Source organism: Micromonospora ureilytica (assembly GCF_015751765.1).
Taxonomy (GTDB): Bacteria; Actinomycetota; Actinomycetes; order Mycobacteriales; family Micromonosporaceae; genus Micromonospora; species Micromonospora ureilytica.
Genome location: NZ_JADOTX010000001.1, coordinates 4907422 through 4925209, shown reverse-complemented (window position 1 = coordinate 4925209; position 17788 = coordinate 4907422). Strand labels below are relative to the sequence as shown.

Sequence of the window (17788 nt, the reverse complement as noted above, 5' to 3'; positions counted from 1 at the left end):
ACTTCCAGTCACCATGATCGATAGAAGTGACGGCACGCGACGTGAGGTGCCGGTCCGGTCGTGGCGCGGAGGGTCAGTCGCGCCGGACGAGGCCCGGGCCGGCGATGATGTCGATGTCGCCGTCCGCTATCTCGTGGCCGGCGGCGCAGCGGAGAACCGCGCGGATCGGCTCGCCGCAGTCGTGGTGGGTGGCGACGATGGACGGGCCGGTGTCGGTGGCGGCCCAGGTGTCGCCCCAGTTGCGCAGTGCGGTGATGACGGGCAGGAGTTCGCGGCCCTTGTGGGTGAGTTGGTACTCGTGGCGGGTGCGCTGCCCCGGCTCCCGGTAGGGGAATCGTTCGAGCAGCCCGGCGGTGACCATCTCCTTGAGTCGGGCGGCCATGGCGGGCTCGCCGACGCCGACTCGGCGGACGAAGTCGTCGAAGCGGCGTGTGCCGAGCAGGGCCTCGCGCATGATCAGGACCGTCGACCTGCTGCCCACGATGTCCATCGCCCGGGCCACCGAGCAGTTCTCGCTCGTCCAGGAGTCGCGATCGTCTCGTAGGTCCTCCATGCCCTCCAGCGTACCTGACTTGCATGAAGGCTAGCCAGGTGCTTCACTGGATCGTGCTGACTTACGCATACGGAAGTCAGACCACCAGCCTGAAGGATCTTCAGTGACCACCAGCACCACGGCCCCGACCCCGTCCGGAGCGGCCGCCACCGACCGCTCAGCCTTCCGCGGCTCCCGCCCGGTGACCCTGATCGCCATGTGCCTGGGCGCGATGATCACGTTCCTGCAGATCACCGCGACGGTCTCCGCGTTGACCACGATCCAGCGGGACCTGGGGGTCGACCCCACCACTCTGGTCTGGATCCCCAGCGCCTACACCCTGATGGTGGCGAGCGTCGTGCTGTCCGCGGCCACCCTGGGCAGCCGCTACGGGCGTAAGCGCATGTTCGGTGCCGGGGTCGTCGCGATGATCCTGGGCGCAGCCGTCGTGGCCGGCGCTCCGAGCGTCGCGTGGGTGATCGTCGGGCAGTTGGTCGCCGGCCTCGGTGGGGCACTGATCCTGCCGAACAGCCTGGCGATCCTCGGCGCGACCTTCACCGACCCGCACCGACGGACCGAGGTCATCACCGCGTGGTCGGCGGCGTCCGGCATCGGGCTCGCGATCGGCCCACTCATCGCCGGCTTCCTGCTACGGCACTACCAGTGGCACAGCGTCTACCTGTCGACGATCGCGCTGGGCCTGATCACCCTCGTCGTCGCCGTCGTCGGGGTGGCCGAGTCCCGGCCGAGCGCCGCCCGTCTCGACGTGCCCGGCCTGCTGCTGGGCACCGTCGCCATCGCGGCCGCCGTCTACGCGCTGATCCAGGGCGGCAAGGTCGGCCACACCAACCCGGTGGTGTCGGCGGCCTGGGTCGTCGCGGCCGTCGCGCTTGTCGCGTTCGTGCTGGTCGAGCTGCGGACCAGCGCGCCAATGCTCGACGTACGGCTGTTCCGGTCCGCGTCGTTCAGCGCTGTCATGGTCGTCGGCGCGGTGTCGCTGTTCGGTTTCACCGGCGTGGCGATCCTGCTGGTCCTCTTCCACGAACGCGCCCAGGCGCTCAGCCCGCTGGATACCGGCTGGCGGATGCTGGTGCTGTTCGGCGCCTACGTGCTGGTCGCCTTCGGTGCCGGTCGCGCGATCCGTCGTACCGGATTCAAAGCGCCGTTGACCCTCGGCCTGGTCCTCGGTGCGGTGGCGAGCTTCGCTCTGGCGAACCAGGGGCCGACCACGTCGTTCGGTCACCGCTGGGCGTTGTTCGCGTTGTTCGGGGCGGCCAGCGGGCTGGTGGTCGCCCCGGCGACGGCGGCGGCGTTGGCCAGCGTCGCGCCCGACCAGGCCGGCATGGCCTCGGGGGCGGTCAACGCCGCCCGGCAGGTCGGCTCGGTGCTCGGTTCGTCAGTGCTCGGCACGCTGCTCACCACCACGATGGTGGCCGACCTGCCGGACCGACTCGCCGCGCACCAGGTCGGCGAACCCACCAGTACCGCCGTGCAGGCGGCGGTGGCCTCCGGCGCCAACGGCGACCAGCCGCTGCCCGAACCGGTCCGGGCGGCGATCGCCGAGGCACTGACCTCCGGTGTCCAGGCCGGGTTGCGGATCAACGGCATCGTCTTCCTGGTCACCGCCGTGCTCGCGCTCACCCTCATCCGCAACCGGCCGCACCAGCACTAGGCGCTAGGAGCCAACGCGTCCAACTCCGCGATCGCGTCGGCCGGCAGCTTCAGGTCGGCCGCCGCCATGTTCTCCCGCAGGTGCGCCACGCTGGAGGTGCCGGGGATCAGCACGGTGGTGGGGGACCGCTGGAGCAGCCAGGCGAGGGCGACCTGCTGCGGTGAGGCACCCAGCCGGGCGGCCACGCCGTCGAGCGTGTCGGACTGCAACGGCGTGAACCCGCCGAGCGGGAAGAACGCCGCGAACGCGATGTTCTCCTCCGCGCACCTGTCGACAAGGGCGTCGTCCTGCCGGTTGGCGAGGTTGTAGAGGTTCTGCACGGTGACCACCGGCGCGATGGCCTGGGCCTCGGTGAGCTGGGCGAGCGTGACGTTGCTGAGCCCGAGGTGCCGGATCAGCCCCTCCTGTCGCAGCTCCGCCAGGGCGGCGAACTGCGCCCCGAGCGGCGCGTCGCCGGCGCCCTCCGCCATGCCGACCCGCAGGTTGACCACGTCGAGAACGTCCAGACCGAGGTGCTCCAGGTTTTCCCGTACCTGGGCCTTGAGGTCGTCCGGCTCCAGAGCCGGGATCCAGGAGCGGTCGGCGCCACGTCGCGCGCCGACCTTGGTGACCAGGTGCAGATCCTCGGGGTACGGGAACAGCGCCTCGCGGATCAGATCGTTGACCACCACGGGCCCGTAGAAGTCGCTGGTGTCGATGTGTCGGACGCCCAAGTCGACGGCCTCACGGAGCACGGCCAGCGCCTGCTTGCGGTCGCGGGGCGGGCCGAAGACACCGGGCCCGGCCAGCTGCATCGCCCCGTAGCCCATTCGGCTCAGGGTGAGGCCGTCAGCGGGGGTGAGGGCACCGCCGGGAAGGTTCTCGCTCATCTCATCCTCTATCCGTGATCGCAGTGGGTACACGTCGACTGTGCGCCGGGAGCCGCCCAGGCGGCAGGGCGAGCTGTTCCTGGTAGTGACACAGCCAGTCACCGGGCCGCCCGGCGATCTACCGTCGGTGGCATGGACGCAACGAACCCGCTCGGCGACTTCCTACGTGCCCGCCGGGAGCAGACCCGGCCCGAGGACGTCGGGTTGGGCCCGGGCGTGGGCCTGCGCCGGGTGCCAGGGCTGCGGCGCGAGGAGGTGGCGATGCTGGCCGGTATCAGCGCCGACTACTACCTCCGGTTGGAGCAGGGTCGCGAGCGGCACCCTTCGGTGCAGGTCCTCGACGCCCTGGCCGGAGTGCTGGGACTGGATCCGGAGGCGACCGCGTACATGATCGGGTTGAGCCGTACGCGGTCGCGGCGGGCGGCCCGACCGGCCGTCGAGCGAGTGCCGGCCAGCATCCTGCACCTGCTGCGGCAGCTCTCCATGCCGGCCTTCGTGCAGAATCGCTACCTCGACATCCTGGCCTCGAACTCGATGGCGAGGGCACTGTCGCCGAATCTCGCCCCCGGCGCCAACCGACTCCGCGCGGTGTTCCTGGACCAGGCCGAGCGGGAGCTGTTCCGCGACTGGCGGCAGGCGATGCAGAGCGTGGTGGGGCAGATGCGTGCCGACTCGGGCGGGGCCACCGACGACCCGCGGTTGACGGCGCTGGTGGGGGAGCTGTCACTCAAGAGCGACTGCTTTCGGCAGCTGTGGGCGCGCCACGAGGTGCGTCGACGGGAGGGCATCGTCAGTCGGCTGCACCATCCTGAGGTGGGTGACCTCGACCTGTACTGCGACAAGCTCGCGGTGGCGGGCGCCGACGGGCAGCTGCTGGTGATCTACCACGCCGAGCCCGGTACGGAGTCCGCCCGCTCGTTGGCGCTGCTCGGCTCGATCGCCGCCAGCACTGCTGACCACGTGGCGGACAGCGTCCGTCCCGGTGACTCGGCCCGCCTCTATCCGCTGGAGTGAGCCGGTCAGGGCCGGTGCGCGGCCGCCCGGGTGGGGATGTGCTCGTAGCGCTTGCGCATGGTCTCGCTGGCGGCCGGGCCGGCGGCGAACACGAAGTCGGCGTCGTCGAGCGGGCGACCGGTGTTGCGGTCCACGATCACCGGGTCGGCCTCCACCCCGGTGGTCCGGTCGACGAGGATCATGCTGCGCTCGCTCGGGTCGAGGCGTGAGTTGCCCCAGGCGGCGAGGGCGACGACGACGGGCCGCAGGCTGCGGCCGAGGTCGGTGAGGACGTACTCGTAGCGGTCGGGCCTGGTCTGGTAACGGCGACGTTCCAGCAACCCCTGACCGGTGAGGGTCTTGAGCCGGCTGGTCAGGATGCTGGACGAGACGCCCAGGTTGGCCTGGAACTGATCGAACCGGGTGTAGCCGTCGAAGGCGTCGTGCAGGATCAGCAGCGTCCACCACTCGCCCACGTGGCCCAGCGCGCTGGACAGCGGGCATTCGCGGTCCTCCAAGCGGATCTTTCCGGCCACAACCGTGCCCTCTCCCGAGTGGATGCTAGTGTCGAAGTTAGTAGGTGCTGTTTCAGAAGTAACTATACGACGACGGGTGCAGAGCCACGTCGGAGAGGGATGCGAAGCCATGACCGCCACCCAGGCCGCGCCGGCCATCATTCGCCGCTACTTCGAGCTCGCCGGCCAGCCCGATTCCGAGGACTACTTCGCCCTTTTCGCCGAGGACGCCGTGGTCGAGGACGAGTCGACCGAACACCGGGGCATTGAGGCGATCCGCCAGTGGCGCCGTGCCGTGCCGCTGGTGTCGTACGAGATCACCGACGTCGAGGACACTCCCGCCGGCACCGTCGTGACGGCGACGATCACCGGCGACTTCCCCGGCAGCCCGTTCGCCGGCCTCCGGTACCGCTTCAGCGACTACGACGACAGCGCGATCCGGATGCTGCGCATCGCGCCCTGACGACCAAGCGGCGGGCTGGGCGACCGGGCTGGGCGACCGGACTGCGACTGGGCAGTGGGCTTGACGGCACTTGTTTGTGAGTGCACACTTACAAACATGCGATCCACCGCCGAGGCCCGCCGGGTCACCGTCCTGAACACCGCGGTGTCGGTGTTCGCGCGCGCCGGCTTCCACGCCACCCCGGTCACCGCAGTGGCCGCGGCCGCCGGCATCTCCGAGGCGTACGTCTTCCGGCTCTTCTCCGGAAAGCTCGGGTTGTTCGTGGCGGCGGCCGGAGCGTGTTTCGACCGGATCGCCGACGCGATCGAGGCGGGTGCCGAGCGTGCCGCGGGTGACAGCCCGGAGGAGATCCTCGACGCCATGGGCGGTGCGTACGCGGAACTGATCGCCGATCGTGATCTTCTGCTCTTCCAGGTGCAGGCGCAGGCCGTCACGGACATCCCGGAGGTCGCCGAGGCGGTGCGGGCCGGCTACCGGCGGGTCGCGACCTTCGTGCAGAGTCGTGCCGGAGCCAGCGACGCGCAGGTGCAGCAGTTCTTCGCGTACGGCCAGCTGTGCCACCTGATCGTGACCGCCGGCCTGGAGCAGGTCCCGGAGCCCTGGGCTCGCGCCCTGACCGCCGGCATTCGCCACCCCGGACCGAGTAACCCCTGACCGACCCCCGATGCTGGGCCGCTTCGGCGGCCCACTCTTTGGACCCGACAAGTGTGTGAGTGCGCACTTACAAACAAAGGAGAACCCTGATGACCACCGACACGACGATCACCGAAGTGGTGCTGCCCGGCGTGGTGGAGCCCGACGGCCTCCTGCTGCACCGTCGCGCGATGCCCGTCCCCGCCCGGGGACAGGCGCTCGTCCAGGTCGAGGCCACCGGCATCTCGTTCGCCGAGCAGCAGATGCGCCACGCGCTCTACCCCGGCCAGCCGAAGTTCCCGTTCGTGCCCGGGTACGACCTCGTCGGCACGGTCCGGGCGGTCGGTCCCGGCGGCGACGACACGTTGGTCGGCACCCGGGTGGCGGCGGTCACCAAGACCGGCGCCTGGGCCACGCACGCGCTTGTCGACATCGACGCCCTGACCCCCGTACCCGTGGGGCTGGACCCCGCCGCGGCCGAGACCGTCGTCGTCAACGGGGTGACCGCCTGGCAGATGCTGCGGGACGCCGACCTGAAGGCCGGGCAGACCATCCTCGTGCACGGCGCGAACGGCGGCGTCGGGAGCGTGCTCGTGCAGCTGGGCCGACACCTCGGCCTGCGGGTCATCGGCACCGCCGCCGCACGGCACCACGCCGGGCTGCGCGAACTCGGCGTCGAACCACTCGACTACCGCGACCCGGACATGGCCGCTCGGGTCCGCGAGCTGTCGCCGGGTGGCGTCGACGCCGTCTTCGACCCGGTCGCCGGCCCGGGCGTACGCACCTCGTACGCCCTGCTCGCCCCCGGCGGCAAACTGGTCGTCTACGGCAACGCCGCCGCCGTGGGCACCGGGCAGTCGGTGGTGTGGGTCTTCGTGAAGCTGCTGGCCCGCCTCTACACCTGGAACACGCTGCCGAACGGCCACCGGGCCGGTTTCTACAACTTCTGGGCAGGTCAGCTCACCCGTCGTGCCGCGTTCCGCCGTCGCCTGCGCACCGACCTCGGCATCGTGCTCGACCTGCTGCGGCAGGGAGTGATCGTTCCGCAGATCGCCGCCCGCTACCCCCTCAGCGAGGTCTCCGCCGCGCTTGTGTTCGCCGAGAATCGCAGCCGGGCCGGCAAGGTGGTGTTGGAGCCCTGACCTCCGGTCCGTCCAGGGCGCTGGTGCGGCGGACCGCCGCGAGGGCGTACGGTGAACATGTCGCCCGGGACCCCGGTGGCCGCCAGACGCCGTCGCCACCAGCCCATCAGGGGCGTTACCGAACGTCATCCCCGTCGCCGCGACTCGCTGGTGGTGTTGGCCGATCGCCGACCACGTCCCGGCCGTCAGTTTCGCCCGCCATCGCGGTCGGAACGGTTGGTGGTCCGGATCCGACTGCACGTGCACACCACTGTCCGTGCGAATGATCGTTTTGAACACCTTAGCCAGGGGAGTACCAGATGAGGATCGCCAGGGACCGGATCGTCACCGCACTTCGTGACCGGGGTCAGGTGGCCCGGGCCGCCTGGGTCGAGCGCGAACTGCCCGAGTGGGTGGACCCGGCCAAGCACTCGGGGCTGCTCGCCACCCTGAACCTCAACCCAGCTGATCTCGTCGACGCGTCATCCCCTTGAGGATTGCGCTGCTCGGACCGGTCGCCTGGCGTACGCCCCCACACCACTACGGCCCGTGGGAGCAGGTGACCGGCCTGCTCGCCGAGGGGCTGGTCAGTCGTGGGATCGACGTGACGCTCTTCGCGACACTTGACTCCGTCACGTCCGCCCAGCTCGACGGAGTCTGCCCACGGGGGTACGCGGACGACCCGGACCTGGACGGCCGGGTGTGGGAGGCGATGCACGTCTCCCACGCGATGGCCCGCTCGGCGCAGTTCGACCTGGTGCACAGTCACCTGGACTGGCTGCCCCTGGCGTTCGCGGAACACTGCCGTGCGCCGCTGCTGACCACAGTGCACGGCTTCTCCGGCGCGGGGATCCTGCCCGCCTACGGCCGAGCCCGCTCGTCGTACGTGTCGATCTCCGACGCCGACCGGGCGCCGGAGCTCGACTACGTGGCCACGGTGTACCACGGCGTCGACGTCGGCGGACTGCCGTTCACCAGCCAGGCCGGCCCTGGGCTGGCCGCCTTCGGCCGGATCCACAGGGACAAGGGCACCCACACCGCGATCGAGATCGCCCGCCGCGCCGGCCGGCCCCTGACCATCTGCGGGATCGTGCAGGACGAGCAGTACTTCGCCGAACAGGTCGCCCCACACATCGATGGCGACCAGGTCGTCTTCCTCGGTTCGGTGGGTCCGCGGCGGCGTGCCGAGGTGCTGGGTGACAGCACCGCACTGCTGCACCCGATCGACTTCGACGAGCCGTTCGGGCTGTCGGTCGTGGAATCGATGGTCTGTGGCACCCCGGTCGTCGCCTACCGGCGGGGGTCCATGCCCGAGGTCGTCGACGAAGGGGTGACGGGTTTCCTCGTCTCCACCGTCGACCAGGCCGTCGAGGCCATCACCCGGGTCGGCGGCCTCGACCGGGTGGAGTGTCGGGAGCGGGCTCTGAAGCGCTTCAGCGCGGACCGGATGGTCACCGACTATCTCGCCGTCTACGACCAGCTCGTCGGCAACTGACCGAACCGCACCGCTCTTCGTTCCGCCGGTCACACACGCTGACCGGCGTGCGCTGTCCCCGCGTGAGGCTCACCCCGTACCTCTGCGGTGGCCGACAACCGGAAGGCCCGACGTTCATGCCCAGCTACGGATTCCTCAGCACCCACCCACCGACCCGGTGCGGACTGGCCACGTTCAACGCCGCACTCGCCGCCCAGCTGACCGCCGACGGCACCCGCGGTGGCATCGTCCGGGTCACCGATCACGGCGACGACCAGCGGCCCGTGCCCGGGGTGGTGCACACCTGGTCGGCGCGTGACCCGGCCGGCTGGCGGGAGGCGGCGGCCGCCCTGAACGCGTACGACGTGGCGATCGTCCAGCACGAGTACGGCATCTACCCCGGCACCGACGGCGAGGAGGTGCTGCCGTTGCTGCGGCGGCTCAGCGTGCCGAGCATCGTGGTCCTGCACACAGTGCTCAGCCAGCCCTCGGCCCGGCAGAGATCCCTGTTGGAGCAGATCGTGGCGACCGCCGGGGCGGTCGTCACGATGACCGACACGGCCCGCGACCGGCTGCTCGTCGGGTACACCGTGCCAGCGGGCAAGGTGACGGTGATCCCCCACGGAGCGGCCGAGCTCGCCGGTGTACCCGTCGACCGGCGTACCCGCCCGCACCTGCTGACGTGGGGGTTGCTCGGGCCGGGCAAGGGCATCGAGTGGTCGTTGCGGGCCCTCGCCCGGTTGCAGGATCTGGAACCGACTCCGACCTACGCGGTGGCGGGACGGACCCACCCGAAGGTGATCGAGCACCACGGTGAGGCGTACCGGGCGGGGCTGCACCAGCTCGGCGCCCAGTTGGGCGTCGCACACGCCGTCGACTACCAGGACATCTACCACGACCAGGAGGCGCTGGGCCGGTTGATCCGCTCCGCCGACGTGGTCGTCCTGCCCTACGACTCCCGCGAACAGGTCACCTCCGGTGTGCTCATCGAAGCGGTGGCCGCCGGGGTGCCCGTCGTGGCGACGGCGTTCCCGCACGCCGTCGAGCTGCTGACCGGTGGGCCCGGTCTGGTCGTACCCCACCAGAACCCGGCGGCACTGGCCAAGGCGATCCGGCGGGTACTGACCGAACCGGGTCTGACCGCCCGGTTGGCCGGGCGGGTTCGTCCGCTGGCCGCGCACCTGAGTTGGCCTGCGGTCGCGGCCCGCTACGGCGCCCTCGCCGAAGAGCTGGTCGATGCCCGCTCGCCCGCCGTCGCAGCGGTGCCGGCGTGACGGCGACCACCGGACGCCCCCGGACGTCGACGGGTGGGCGCTGGGTGACGGCACCCGCGCCCAGCTTCGCGCACCTGGCCCGGCTGAGCGACGACACCGGTCTGTTCGAGCACGCACGGCACGCCATCGTCCGGCGTGAGCACGGCTACTGCACCGACGACGTGGCCCGTGGCCTGGTGGTCGTCAGCCGCGAGCCGGAGCCGAGCGAGGAACTGCTCCGGCTGGCGGAGCGATACCTGGCGTTCCTGACCCACGCGCAGGACGCCGGCGGCGCGTTCCACAACCGACTCGGGTACGACCGGCGCTGGGTCGACGAACCAGGGCTCGGCGACTGGTGGGGTCGCGCTCTGTGGGGCCTGGGCACGGCCGTCGCCCGCAGCCCCGCCGCATGGGTACGCGAGGAGGCGCTTGTCGCCTTCAGCCGGGGCGCGACCCGGCGGACCAAGGCCCCACACACGATGGCCTTCGCCGGTCTCGGCGCGGCCGAGGTGCTTCGTCGTCACCCGGGCCACGTCGCCGCGGCGTCGCTGCTGGCGGACGCGGCCAGCACGATCGGCCGGGCCGGTCCGGACCCGCGGTGGCCGTGGCCATCACCGGAGCTGACCTACGCGAGCGCGGCCCTCGCCGAGGTGGTCATCGCCGCCAGCCAGCTTCGCGAGGGCGGCCCGCCTCTCGACGACGGTCTGCGCATGTTGACCTGGCTGCGCGGTGTCCAGTTCCGCGGCGGACGGCTGTCTGTCGTTCCGGTCGGGGGATGGCGGCACGGCGGCGTACGACTGCACCACGACCAGCAGCCGATCGAGGTCGCCGCCCTCGCCGACGCCTGCGCCACCGCCGCCACGGTCACCGGGGACCCGGAGTGGGACAACGGGGTGCGGCAGGCCGTCGGGTGGTTCCTCGGCGACAACGACCTCGGCACGCCGATGTGGGACCCGGCGACCGGCGGTGGCTACGACGGGCTGACCGCGCACGGGCCCAACCTCAACCAGGGGGCCGAGTCCACCCTCGCGCTCATCTCCACCCTGCAGCACGCCCGGCGGTGGTCGTGACAGGGTCTCTGGCCGTCCGGCACGACGTCATCCTCACCCCGGATCCACGCCGCGTCATCATCAAGCTCTTCGTGCCGGGTGAGGATGCCGCGGTGGTACGGACCCGCGCGCAGGCGCTCATCGACCGGGTCGCGCACCTCGACGACGAGGAGACCACCCGGCTGCTGCGGGACACCCTCGACCGGTTCGGCGCCCGGCACCGCGACCTGGCCGACACCTTCCGCCACCACTACGACCTGGTCCGACACCGCGCCGCGCGGGCCCGGGACCTCTCGCCGAACAGCCGGCTGCTGGTCGGCGCCTACTTCAGCCACGAGTACGCCGTCGAGGCCGCCGCCCTGTGCAACCCGTCGATGGTGGCCCACCCGGACCAGACCGGTCTCGACCCCGGGCAGTTGCGCGTCGCCATCAGCCTGCGCCAGGTCGGGGAGGGTCACGTGTCCTCGATCGGTTTCGCCACCGCGATCGTCGGACCTGGGAGACAGCTCACGATCGCCGAACGGACCGGACCGTTGGCCGTCGGGCAGCGGACGGGCGTACGGCACCGCCGGGACCTGCTCGTTGCCGGCCTGGCCGAGGAGGACTGCGACAACGAGGTCGCGGCCACGGTCCTGGACGCGTTGCCCGAGTGGTACGACGAGGCAGCCTTCGAGCGGGTGCTCGGCAACCTGCCACCCGATCTGCTCTCCCGTAGCACCGGGTTGGGGACCGTCGAACAACTGCGTCGCACCAACGCCGGTAGCTACGCCACGGCCTTCCCCGCCGACACGGTCCTGCACCAACGGGTGCTCTGGCCGGCCACCCCGGCGGAGAGCAACGGCATGGAGGACGCGCGGTTCGTCCGCTTCGTCGATGAATCCGGACCTGTGTACCGGGCCACCTACACCGCCTACGACGGCCGGAACATCGCCACCCGCGCGCTGGCCAGCGACGACCTGCGACAGTTTGAGATGACCCCGATGCGCGGTCCGGGTGCCCGGAACAAGGGGCTCGCGTTGTTTCCGCGTACCGTCGGCGGCCGGCACCTGGCACTGTGCCGTGCCGACGGCGAGACCATCGGCCTGACCGCCCTCGACGGCGAGAACCGCTGGCAGGCCCCGACTCCGTTGCACGCACCGGACGAGAGTTGGGAGTTGATCCAGGTCGGCAACTGTGGATCACCGATCGAGACCGACGTCGGCTGGCTCGTGCTCACCCATGGTGTCGGGCCGATGCGTCGGTACGCGATCGGTGCGCTCCTGCTCGACCTGCACACGCCGGAGCGGGTCGTCGCGCACCTGCCCGGTGCGCTTCTCGCCCCCGACGACAAGGACCGGGACGGGTACGTACCGAACGTCGTCTACTCCTGCGGTGCTCTCGTGTACGACGGTGAGCTGTGGGTGCCGTACGGGGCGAGTGACGCCCGGGTGGGATTCGCCACCGTGCCGCTGTCCGCGCTCCTCAGCGCGATGGTCGGGGCGGGCGGAGAATGCGCTGGGGCGGGGTAGCCTCACCGCTGGACAGGGGGAGGTGGGCGTGGGCGACGTCGGCGAGGTGGTGCGTTGGTTGCAGCTCAACGCGCCCCGGGGTGGCCCGGACGAGGTGTCGCAGCTGGTCGCCCGCGCGGCGCCCGGGATCGATGCCAGCGAGATCGTGATCTATCTGGCCGACTACACGCAGACCCTCCTCGTGCCGCTGCTCGGTGCGGGTCTCGACCGGGACCAGCTGCCGATCGAGACGACGCTCGCCGGCCGGGCGTTCACCACCCTCGACATCCAGCGTGCGCCCGACAACCCGGACCGGGTGTGGGTGCCACTGCTGCTCGGCTGCGAGCGGATGGGCGTACTGGAGATCGTCTCGCCGGCCGCCGCCGACCAGGCGATGGACGGTCCGGCCTGGGAGGTGGCGGTCAACATTGCCCAGATCCTGGTCAACCGCCGGCTCTACGGCGACGTGATCGAGCGGATGCGGCGGCGGATGCCGATGCAGGTCGCGGCCGAGATCGTGTGGGGCCTGCTCCCGCCGCTGACCTTCGCCACCGACGACCTGGTGGTCACCGCCATCCTCGAACCGTGCTACGACGTCGGCGGCGACATCTTCGACTACGCGTTGAACGGTGACGTGCTCAGCGTCGGGCTCTTCGACACCTGTGGGCACGGCATCAAGGCCAGCACCCTGGCCTCGTTGGTGGTCAGCGCGTACCGCAACGCCCGTCGGTGTGGCCTCGATCTGGTCGATACGGCGATCAGCATCGACAGGTGGGTGCGGTCCGAGCACCCGAACTTCTTCGCGACCGGGTTGCTCATCGAGTTGGACCGTCGGACCGGTCGTCTCAGCATGATCAACGCGGGGCATCCCGGTGCGATGTTGCTGCGTGACGGCAAGGCCGTTCGGGAGCTTCCGGGGCCGACAGTGTTGCCGCTCGGCCTGGGCCACCTGTCCCCCCGCCGACCGCGGGTGCACGAGGAGAATCTGCACCCGGGTGACCGCATCCTCGCCTACACCGACGGCATCACCGACGCCCGTAGCGCCGAGGGGGAGCAGTTCGGGCTGGACCGGCTCGTCGACTTCGTCAACCGTGCCCTCAATGACGGGCTGCCCAGCCCGGAGACGATGCGTCGGCTCGTCCGCGCGGTCGTCGGCTACCAGGACGCCCAGCTCGACGACGACGCGACGGCCCTCTTCGTGGAGTGGCAGCCACCGCACCTGCCGCTCGCACACCTCCGCGACCTCGCCGCCACCACCGGCCCGTAACCGCGCCGCCGCGACCCCGACCGCGCCGCAGTGGGATTTTGCACTCGCAGTGCACTTGTCTCCGATTGTGAGGCTGTCTAGCGTCACCTCATGGCTGACTCATGGACCTTCGCCGTGGCGCGTGACGACCTCGGGCAGACCACGCTCGTCGATGGCACCATCCCCGCCGTGGCCGACGGCGAGGCGCTGCTGCGCGTGGACCGCGTCGGCCTCACCGCCAACAACGTGACCTACGCGGTGCTCGGCGACTCGATGCGCTACTGGCAGTTCTTCCCGCCGGCGGTCCAGGGGCTCGGGCCGCAGTGGGGCCTGCCGCCGCTCTGGGGCTTCGCCGAGGTGGTCGCCTCGGCGGTGGCGGGGGTCGAGGTGGGGCAACGGATCTACGGTTACCTCCCGCCCGCCGGTCACCTCGTCGTACGGCCGGACCGGGTGGACGCGTCCGGATTCCGCGAGGCGAGCCCGCACCGGGCCGAGCTGCCCTCGCCGTACAACGCGTACCGGGCGACCACCGGCGACCCTGCGTACCAGCGCGACCAGGAGGATCTGTTGATCCTGTTCCGGCCGCTGTTCTTCACCTCGTTCATGCTTGCCGACCAGGTGGCCGACAACGACTTCTACGGTGCCGAGGCGCTGCTGGTGTCATCGGCGTCGAGCAAGACCGCGTACGCCGCCGCGTTCGAGCTGCACCGGCGCGGACCGCGCCTGGTCGGCCTCACCTCACCCGGCAACCTGGCCTTCACCCGGTCGCTCGGCTGCTACGACGAGGTCGTGTCGTACGACGACATCGACGCCCTCGACGTGGTCCCGACCGCCTACCTCGACCTGTCCGGCGCGCCCTCGACCCGGGCCGCCCTGCGGAGACGCCTCGGCGACCGGCTCCTCCGGGACATCGCGGTCGGGCTCACCAACCAGACGCCGAACGCCGACGCCGCCGAGGAGGTGTTCTTCGCGCCGGTGCAGATGCGCAAGCGCAGCAACGACTGGGGCCGCGACGGGCTCGACCAGCGGTTCACCGAGGCATGGCAACGGTTCACCGCCGTCGTGAGCGGGTGGCTCGACGTTCGGGTGGGCACCGGGCCGGCGGCGCTCCAGCACGCGTGGCTCGACGTTCTCGCTGGTCGTACGCCGCCACGGGTGGGTCACGTCGTCCAACTCTGATCAGCTCAGAGGGCGGTCCGGGAGGTTATGTCCGTTCCGGGTTAAGGGTGAATGGGCCGGGTTGGCTCTCGGTCAGGATCTGCCGGTTGACCAGGCGTTTCAGCTTGGCTCGGACGCCTTCGGTGTCTTTGGGTTCGGTGCCGATGCCGAGTACGCGGCATACGTCTTTGGCGCGCAGGCCACCGCGGTCGGGAGTGAACACGGCGAGGATCTGCTGGTATGGCTCGCTGATGACGGCCGGCTCGGATGAGGTCATCTCGTCTTCGAGGATCTTGGTCAGCGTCTGACGGGTGGTGGCCAGGTCGGCCAGCTCCGCGTCGATGGCGGCCGCCTCGGCAGCAAGCTTGGCCTGCTGCTGGAGTAACTCGTCGCGGGCAGCCGACGCGGCCGTTTCATGGGCGGCGATCAGGTCGAGAACGGTCGTGGTATTCACGCCCAGGTCACCGCCAGGACGGTGTGCTCGTGCCGGTCAGCCGGCGCACGAGGTTGGCTGCCGAGGCCCACAACGTGCGCGATACCGATGACTCCGGGCGACTCTCGTACTCACGCACGAGGCGCCGGTGCAGCATCAACGTGCCGTTGACCTGCTCGACGACCCACCCTTTCGCGATCGGCACGAACCCGGGCTTGGTGTCGGATCGCTTGACCACCTCGACGTCGACACCGAGCACAGCGCCATGGATGCCCAGGTCGTGCTTGAACCCGGCGTCCACCCACGCCCGAGTGGCGGTCGGGGTGTGCTCGACGACCTTGTCCAGCAGGCGCACCCCGATCACGGTGTCGGTGACCGACGCCGCGGTCACCACCACCGCGATGATCAGTCCCAGAGCGTCGACGGCCAGCCCTCGCTTACGGCCTGGCACCTTCTTCCCGGCGTCCTTGCCGGTCGTGGCGGCCGGAACATGGTTCGCGGCCCGGATCGACTGGGTGTCCAAGATGATCGCGGACGGGTCCTCTCGGCGGCCGGCCCTCTCCCGCACCTGGCAGCGCAGCAGATCGTGAATGGCCTGGTCGGTGCCGTCGTCACGCCACAACGGGAAGTAGTGGTACGTCGCGGACTTCGGCGGCAGGTCATGCCGACGGATGCTTTGCCTTCCACGCGTCCAGATACGGGCCCACCACCGCCCACTGCTCATCGGTGAGATCGCTGGGATACGCCCTCCGCTCGTCCATGACCTGCTCAACCAGCATGCCCACCAACCAGACATCGGCGCAGCTCAAAGGTCACGACATCGAGCGATGACAAACTACAGAAAGCTCACAAACCGCCCCCAGTGCAGCAGCGCGCTCGGGTGTAGATCAGCTCACTCTGGGTGATGTCGCTGCCTGCGGTGAGCGCCGGGTTGCTTCTCCGGAACTGCCTGACTAATATCTCAACGCTTGTCTAGTTTTTGGGTTGCCGGTGAGGCTTCCGCCCTTGCCGGGACCTGCCTGCGACGAACCCACCAGGTTGAGGAATTCGTATGAAGCTGATCGTTTTCGGGGCCAGCGGCGGCACCGGACGCCTCGTGGTCTCCGGCGCGCTCGACCGCGGGTACCAGGTGACCGCGGTGGCCCGCCACCTCGACGGGCTGCTGTCACATCCCGATCTCGCGTTGCAACCCGCCGACGTGCTGGCCGGTGGCCGCCCGTTGCGGGAGATCGCTGTCGGGCACGACGCGGCGATCTCCGCGATCGGCAGCACGGCCCGGAATCCGAACGGCATCTACTCCAAGGGTGGCCAGGCGGTAGTCACTGCGCTGCAGGACGCTCAGGTGCAGCGGTTGATCGTCGTCTCCTCCGGCGGGGTGGAGCCTAAGGACCCCGGGTTGCCCTGGTGGTTCCGGCTGATGATTCCGCTGTTCCTGCGTGAGTTGTACGAGGACATGGGCGTGATGGAGGACATCGTGCGGTCTAGCCGGCTCGACTGGACTCTGGTCCGCGCCGGTTACCTCACCGACAAGCCGGCCACCGGGACGTTCCGGGTCGAGGACGGGAAGAACCCGCCCGGTGGGTCGCGGCTCAGCCGCGCCGATCTGGCGAACTTCCTGCTCGACCAACTCGACACCAGCCGGTGGAGCAAGGCTGCCCCGACGCTGACCTATTGATCTCATCGTGGGGGCTGATCGTCGCAGAGCGCAGTGAGGGCAACCAGCGTCTCACCGCAGGCACATGCTGCGCCGCGTCTCGCTGATCCTCGTTGCTCGGCGACTCGGCATTCACCTTGCCGATGTCGCGGAGATCGTCGCGACGCTGCCGATCGGCCGGCGCCGACCCAGAGGGATTGAGGGCATGTCTCGCGATTGGAAACGGGAGTTGGAGGGCCGCCGGCGCTTCATCGAGAACCTTGAGTATCAGCTCGTCGGCTGTATCGGCTGCGGCTGCCTCTGGATGAAGGCGCGTGGTCTGTTGAACCCGGACGGCGGCCTCGCGGAACGTGGTCAGGGACCTGTACGCCTCGATGAAGCCAGCCGCTGCCCCGGCACGCCACGCTGCGAGCCGGGGGGAGTACTTCATGATGCGGTGTGCCGTCGCGCACCTGCCGACAGGGCGAGCGAGAGCAGTTCGGGCAGACGGCTTTCAGCATCATTGCAGCCGAGCAGGTGCCGGCGATCTTCGGCGCCGACGCGTAGGCGTCAGGCCGGCGGGGCGATGACGTTGCGAATGGCCGGGCCGGCCAGGCGCAGGACGTCGTCGAGGTCGGCGTCGGCGATGTAGGGCATCCGCAGCAGGTAGCGCTGCGCGGCGATGCCCATCATCATGGCGCCGGCCAGGGAAGCGCGCAGGTGGGCCTCCGGATCGTCGACGGTCGCGGCGATCGCGTCGACGACCTCGGTGGTGATGTGACGCCGCAGCAGTTCGGCGGCTTCTTCGCTGGTCATGCTCGCGCGCACGAGCACCGCCATCGGACTGTTCGGGTCGGCGGCCCAGCTGCTCAGCATGCCGTGCATGAAGTTGTGCACGCTCTGCGCCGGATCGTCGGCGGTCAGCTCCGCGATCGGGATGTGCCAGTGCACCGCGGCCCGGAACAGCTGCTGCTTGCTGCCGAAATACTGCAGGATCGACGACTTGTCGACCTCGGCTGCCGCGGCGATCCCACGGATCGTGGTGCGCTCGTAGCCGAGCTCGGCGAACAGGGCGCGAGCGGCCTCCAGGATGCGCCGCCGGGTGCGCTCGCCCTTGCGTTCACCCTGCGGCGCCTCTGCGGCGGCCTCGGTCATCGTGCAGCACCCTTCCGTACGTCGGCGTCCGATCGTACAAGCCGGCACACCCCTACTTGAAAAACTAGACAACCGTTGAGATATTGTCGCGGCCTCACGAAA

The 17788-nt window shown here is 70.2% G+C and carries 19 protein-coding genes and 1 pseudogene; 14 read left to right on the top strand and 6 right to left on the bottom strand.

Annotated features, from left to right (window positions below):
* Nucleotides 1–73 precede the first annotated feature (73 nt).
* Nucleotides 74–553 carry a winged helix-turn-helix transcriptional regulator gene (locus IW248_RS22430; RefSeq protein ID WP_196928562.1) on the bottom strand — a complete coding sequence of 160 codons (480 nt, stop codon included), beginning with the start codon at nucleotides 551–553 and terminating at the stop codon, nucleotides 74–76.
* Nucleotides 554–656: 103 nt separating this feature from the next.
* Here IW248_RS22430 and IW248_RS22425 point away from each other — a divergent pair, with 103 nt between their 5' ends.
* Complete coding sequence (locus IW248_RS22425; protein ID WP_307788145.1) at nucleotides 657–2204, top strand: MFS transporter; 1548 nt, start codon at nucleotides 657–659, stop codon at nucleotides 2202–2204.
* On the opposite strand, the gene IW248_RS22420 is transcribed toward IW248_RS22425, so the two are convergent.
* Nucleotides 2201–3073 (bottom strand): oxidoreductase, encoded by an 873-nt coding sequence (locus IW248_RS22420; protein WP_196928561.1) that lies wholly within the window; start codon nucleotides 3071–3073, stop codon nucleotides 2201–2203. The genes IW248_RS22425 and IW248_RS22420 overlap by 4 nt on opposite strands.
* Nucleotides 3074–3205: 132 nt before the next feature.
* Here IW248_RS22420 and IW248_RS22415 point away from each other — a divergent pair, with 132 nt between their 5' ends.
* Nucleotides 3206–4087, top strand: a complete 882-nt coding sequence (locus IW248_RS22415) for a helix-turn-helix domain-containing protein (RefSeq protein WP_196928560.1) — start codon at nucleotides 3206–3208, stop codon at nucleotides 4085–4087.
* A 5-nt stretch (nucleotides 4088–4092) separates the two neighbouring features.
* Here IW248_RS22415 and IW248_RS22410 read toward each other — a convergent pair whose 3' ends face one another.
* Nucleotides 4093–4602 (bottom strand): winged helix-turn-helix transcriptional regulator, encoded by a 510-nt coding sequence (locus IW248_RS22410; protein ID WP_196928559.1) that lies wholly within the window; start codon nucleotides 4600–4602, stop codon nucleotides 4093–4095.
* 109 nt (nucleotides 4603–4711) lie between these two features.
* Between IW248_RS22410 and IW248_RS22405 the strand changes: the two genes are divergently transcribed.
* The 10 genes from IW248_RS22405 (at nucleotide 4712) to IW248_RS22360 (ending at nucleotide 14486) form a co-directional block, all read left to right on the top strand.
* On the top strand, nucleotides 4712–5044 hold the full coding sequence (locus tag IW248_RS22405; protein WP_196928558.1) for a nuclear transport factor 2 family protein: 333 nt from the start codon (nucleotides 4712–4714) through the stop codon (nucleotides 5042–5044).
* Between the two features lie 96 nt (nucleotides 5045–5140).
* Complete coding sequence (locus IW248_RS22400; RefSeq protein WP_196928557.1) at nucleotides 5141–5698, top strand: TetR/AcrR family transcriptional regulator; 558 nt, start codon at nucleotides 5141–5143, stop codon at nucleotides 5696–5698.
* An 89-nt stretch (nucleotides 5699–5787) separates the two neighbouring features.
* On the top strand, nucleotides 5788–6819 hold the full coding sequence (locus IW248_RS22395) for a medium chain dehydrogenase/reductase family protein (protein ID WP_196928556.1): 1032 nt from the start codon (nucleotides 5788–5790) through the stop codon (nucleotides 6817–6819).
* Nucleotides 6820–7118: 299 nt separating this feature from the next.
* Nucleotides 7119–7292, top strand: a complete 174-nt coding sequence (locus IW248_RS22390) for a hypothetical protein (RefSeq protein ID WP_167492970.1) — start codon at nucleotides 7119–7121, stop codon at nucleotides 7290–7292.
* Nucleotides 7289–8293 (top strand): glycosyltransferase family 4 protein, encoded by a 1005-nt coding sequence (locus IW248_RS22385; RefSeq protein WP_196928555.1) that lies wholly within the window; start codon nucleotides 7289–7291, stop codon nucleotides 8291–8293. The genes IW248_RS22390 and IW248_RS22385 overlap by 4 nt, the downstream gene beginning before the upstream one ends.
* Nucleotides 8294–8409: 116 nt before the next feature.
* Entirely contained in the window at nucleotides 8410–9546 is a 1137-nt protein-coding gene (locus IW248_RS22380) for a glycosyltransferase (protein ID WP_196928554.1), read from the top strand.
* A complete protein-coding gene (locus IW248_RS22375) occupies nucleotides 9543–10595 on the top strand; it encodes a glycosyltransferase (RefSeq protein WP_196928553.1) in 1053 nt (350 codons plus the stop codon). The genes IW248_RS22380 and IW248_RS22375 overlap by 4 nt, the downstream gene beginning before the upstream one ends.
* Complete coding sequence (locus IW248_RS22370; protein WP_196928552.1) at nucleotides 10592–12082, top strand: glycoside hydrolase family 130 protein; 1491 nt, start codon at nucleotides 10592–10594, stop codon at nucleotides 12080–12082. The genes IW248_RS22375 and IW248_RS22370 overlap by 4 nt, the downstream gene beginning before the upstream one ends.
* 28 nt (nucleotides 12083–12110) lie before the next feature.
* Entirely contained in the window at nucleotides 12111–13328 is a 1218-nt protein-coding gene (locus IW248_RS22365; RefSeq protein ID WP_307788138.1) for a PP2C family protein-serine/threonine phosphatase, read from the top strand.
* Between the two features lie 90 nt (nucleotides 13329–13418).
* Nucleotides 13419–14486, top strand: a complete 1068-nt coding sequence (locus tag IW248_RS22360; protein ID WP_196928551.1) for a DUF2855 family protein — start codon at nucleotides 13419–13421, stop codon at nucleotides 14484–14486.
* Between the two features lie 25 nt (nucleotides 14487–14511).
* Here IW248_RS22360 and IW248_RS22355 read toward each other — a convergent pair whose 3' ends face one another.
* Nucleotides 14512–14919, bottom strand: a complete 408-nt coding sequence (locus tag IW248_RS22355) for a hypothetical protein (protein WP_196928550.1) — start codon at nucleotides 14917–14919, stop codon at nucleotides 14512–14514.
* A 7-nt stretch (nucleotides 14920–14926) separates the two neighbouring features.
* Nucleotides 14927–15659: pseudogene (locus IW248_RS22350) on the bottom strand (transposase).
* Nucleotides 15660–15949: 290 nt separating this feature from the next.
* Here IW248_RS22350 and IW248_RS22345 point away from each other — a divergent pair.
* Together IW248_RS22345 and IW248_RS33900 are read left to right on the top strand one after the other, a co-directional pair.
* On the top strand, nucleotides 15950–16573 hold the full coding sequence (locus IW248_RS22345) for an NAD(P)-dependent oxidoreductase (protein WP_196928549.1): 624 nt from the start codon (nucleotides 15950–15952) through the stop codon (nucleotides 16571–16573).
* Between the two features lie 64 nt (nucleotides 16574–16637).
* A complete protein-coding gene (locus tag IW248_RS33900) occupies nucleotides 16638–17183 on the top strand; it encodes a MerR family DNA-binding protein (RefSeq protein ID WP_196928548.1) in 546 nt (181 codons plus the stop codon).
* Here the strand turns inward: IW248_RS33900 and IW248_RS22335 are convergent.
* Nucleotides 17102–17686 carry a TetR/AcrR family transcriptional regulator gene (locus IW248_RS22335; RefSeq protein WP_196928547.1) on the bottom strand — a complete coding sequence of 195 codons (585 nt, stop codon included), beginning with the start codon at nucleotides 17684–17686 and terminating at the stop codon, nucleotides 17102–17104. The two genes, IW248_RS33900 and IW248_RS22335, sit on opposite strands and share 82 nt — an antisense overlap.
* Nucleotides 17687–17788 lie beyond the last annotated feature (102 nt).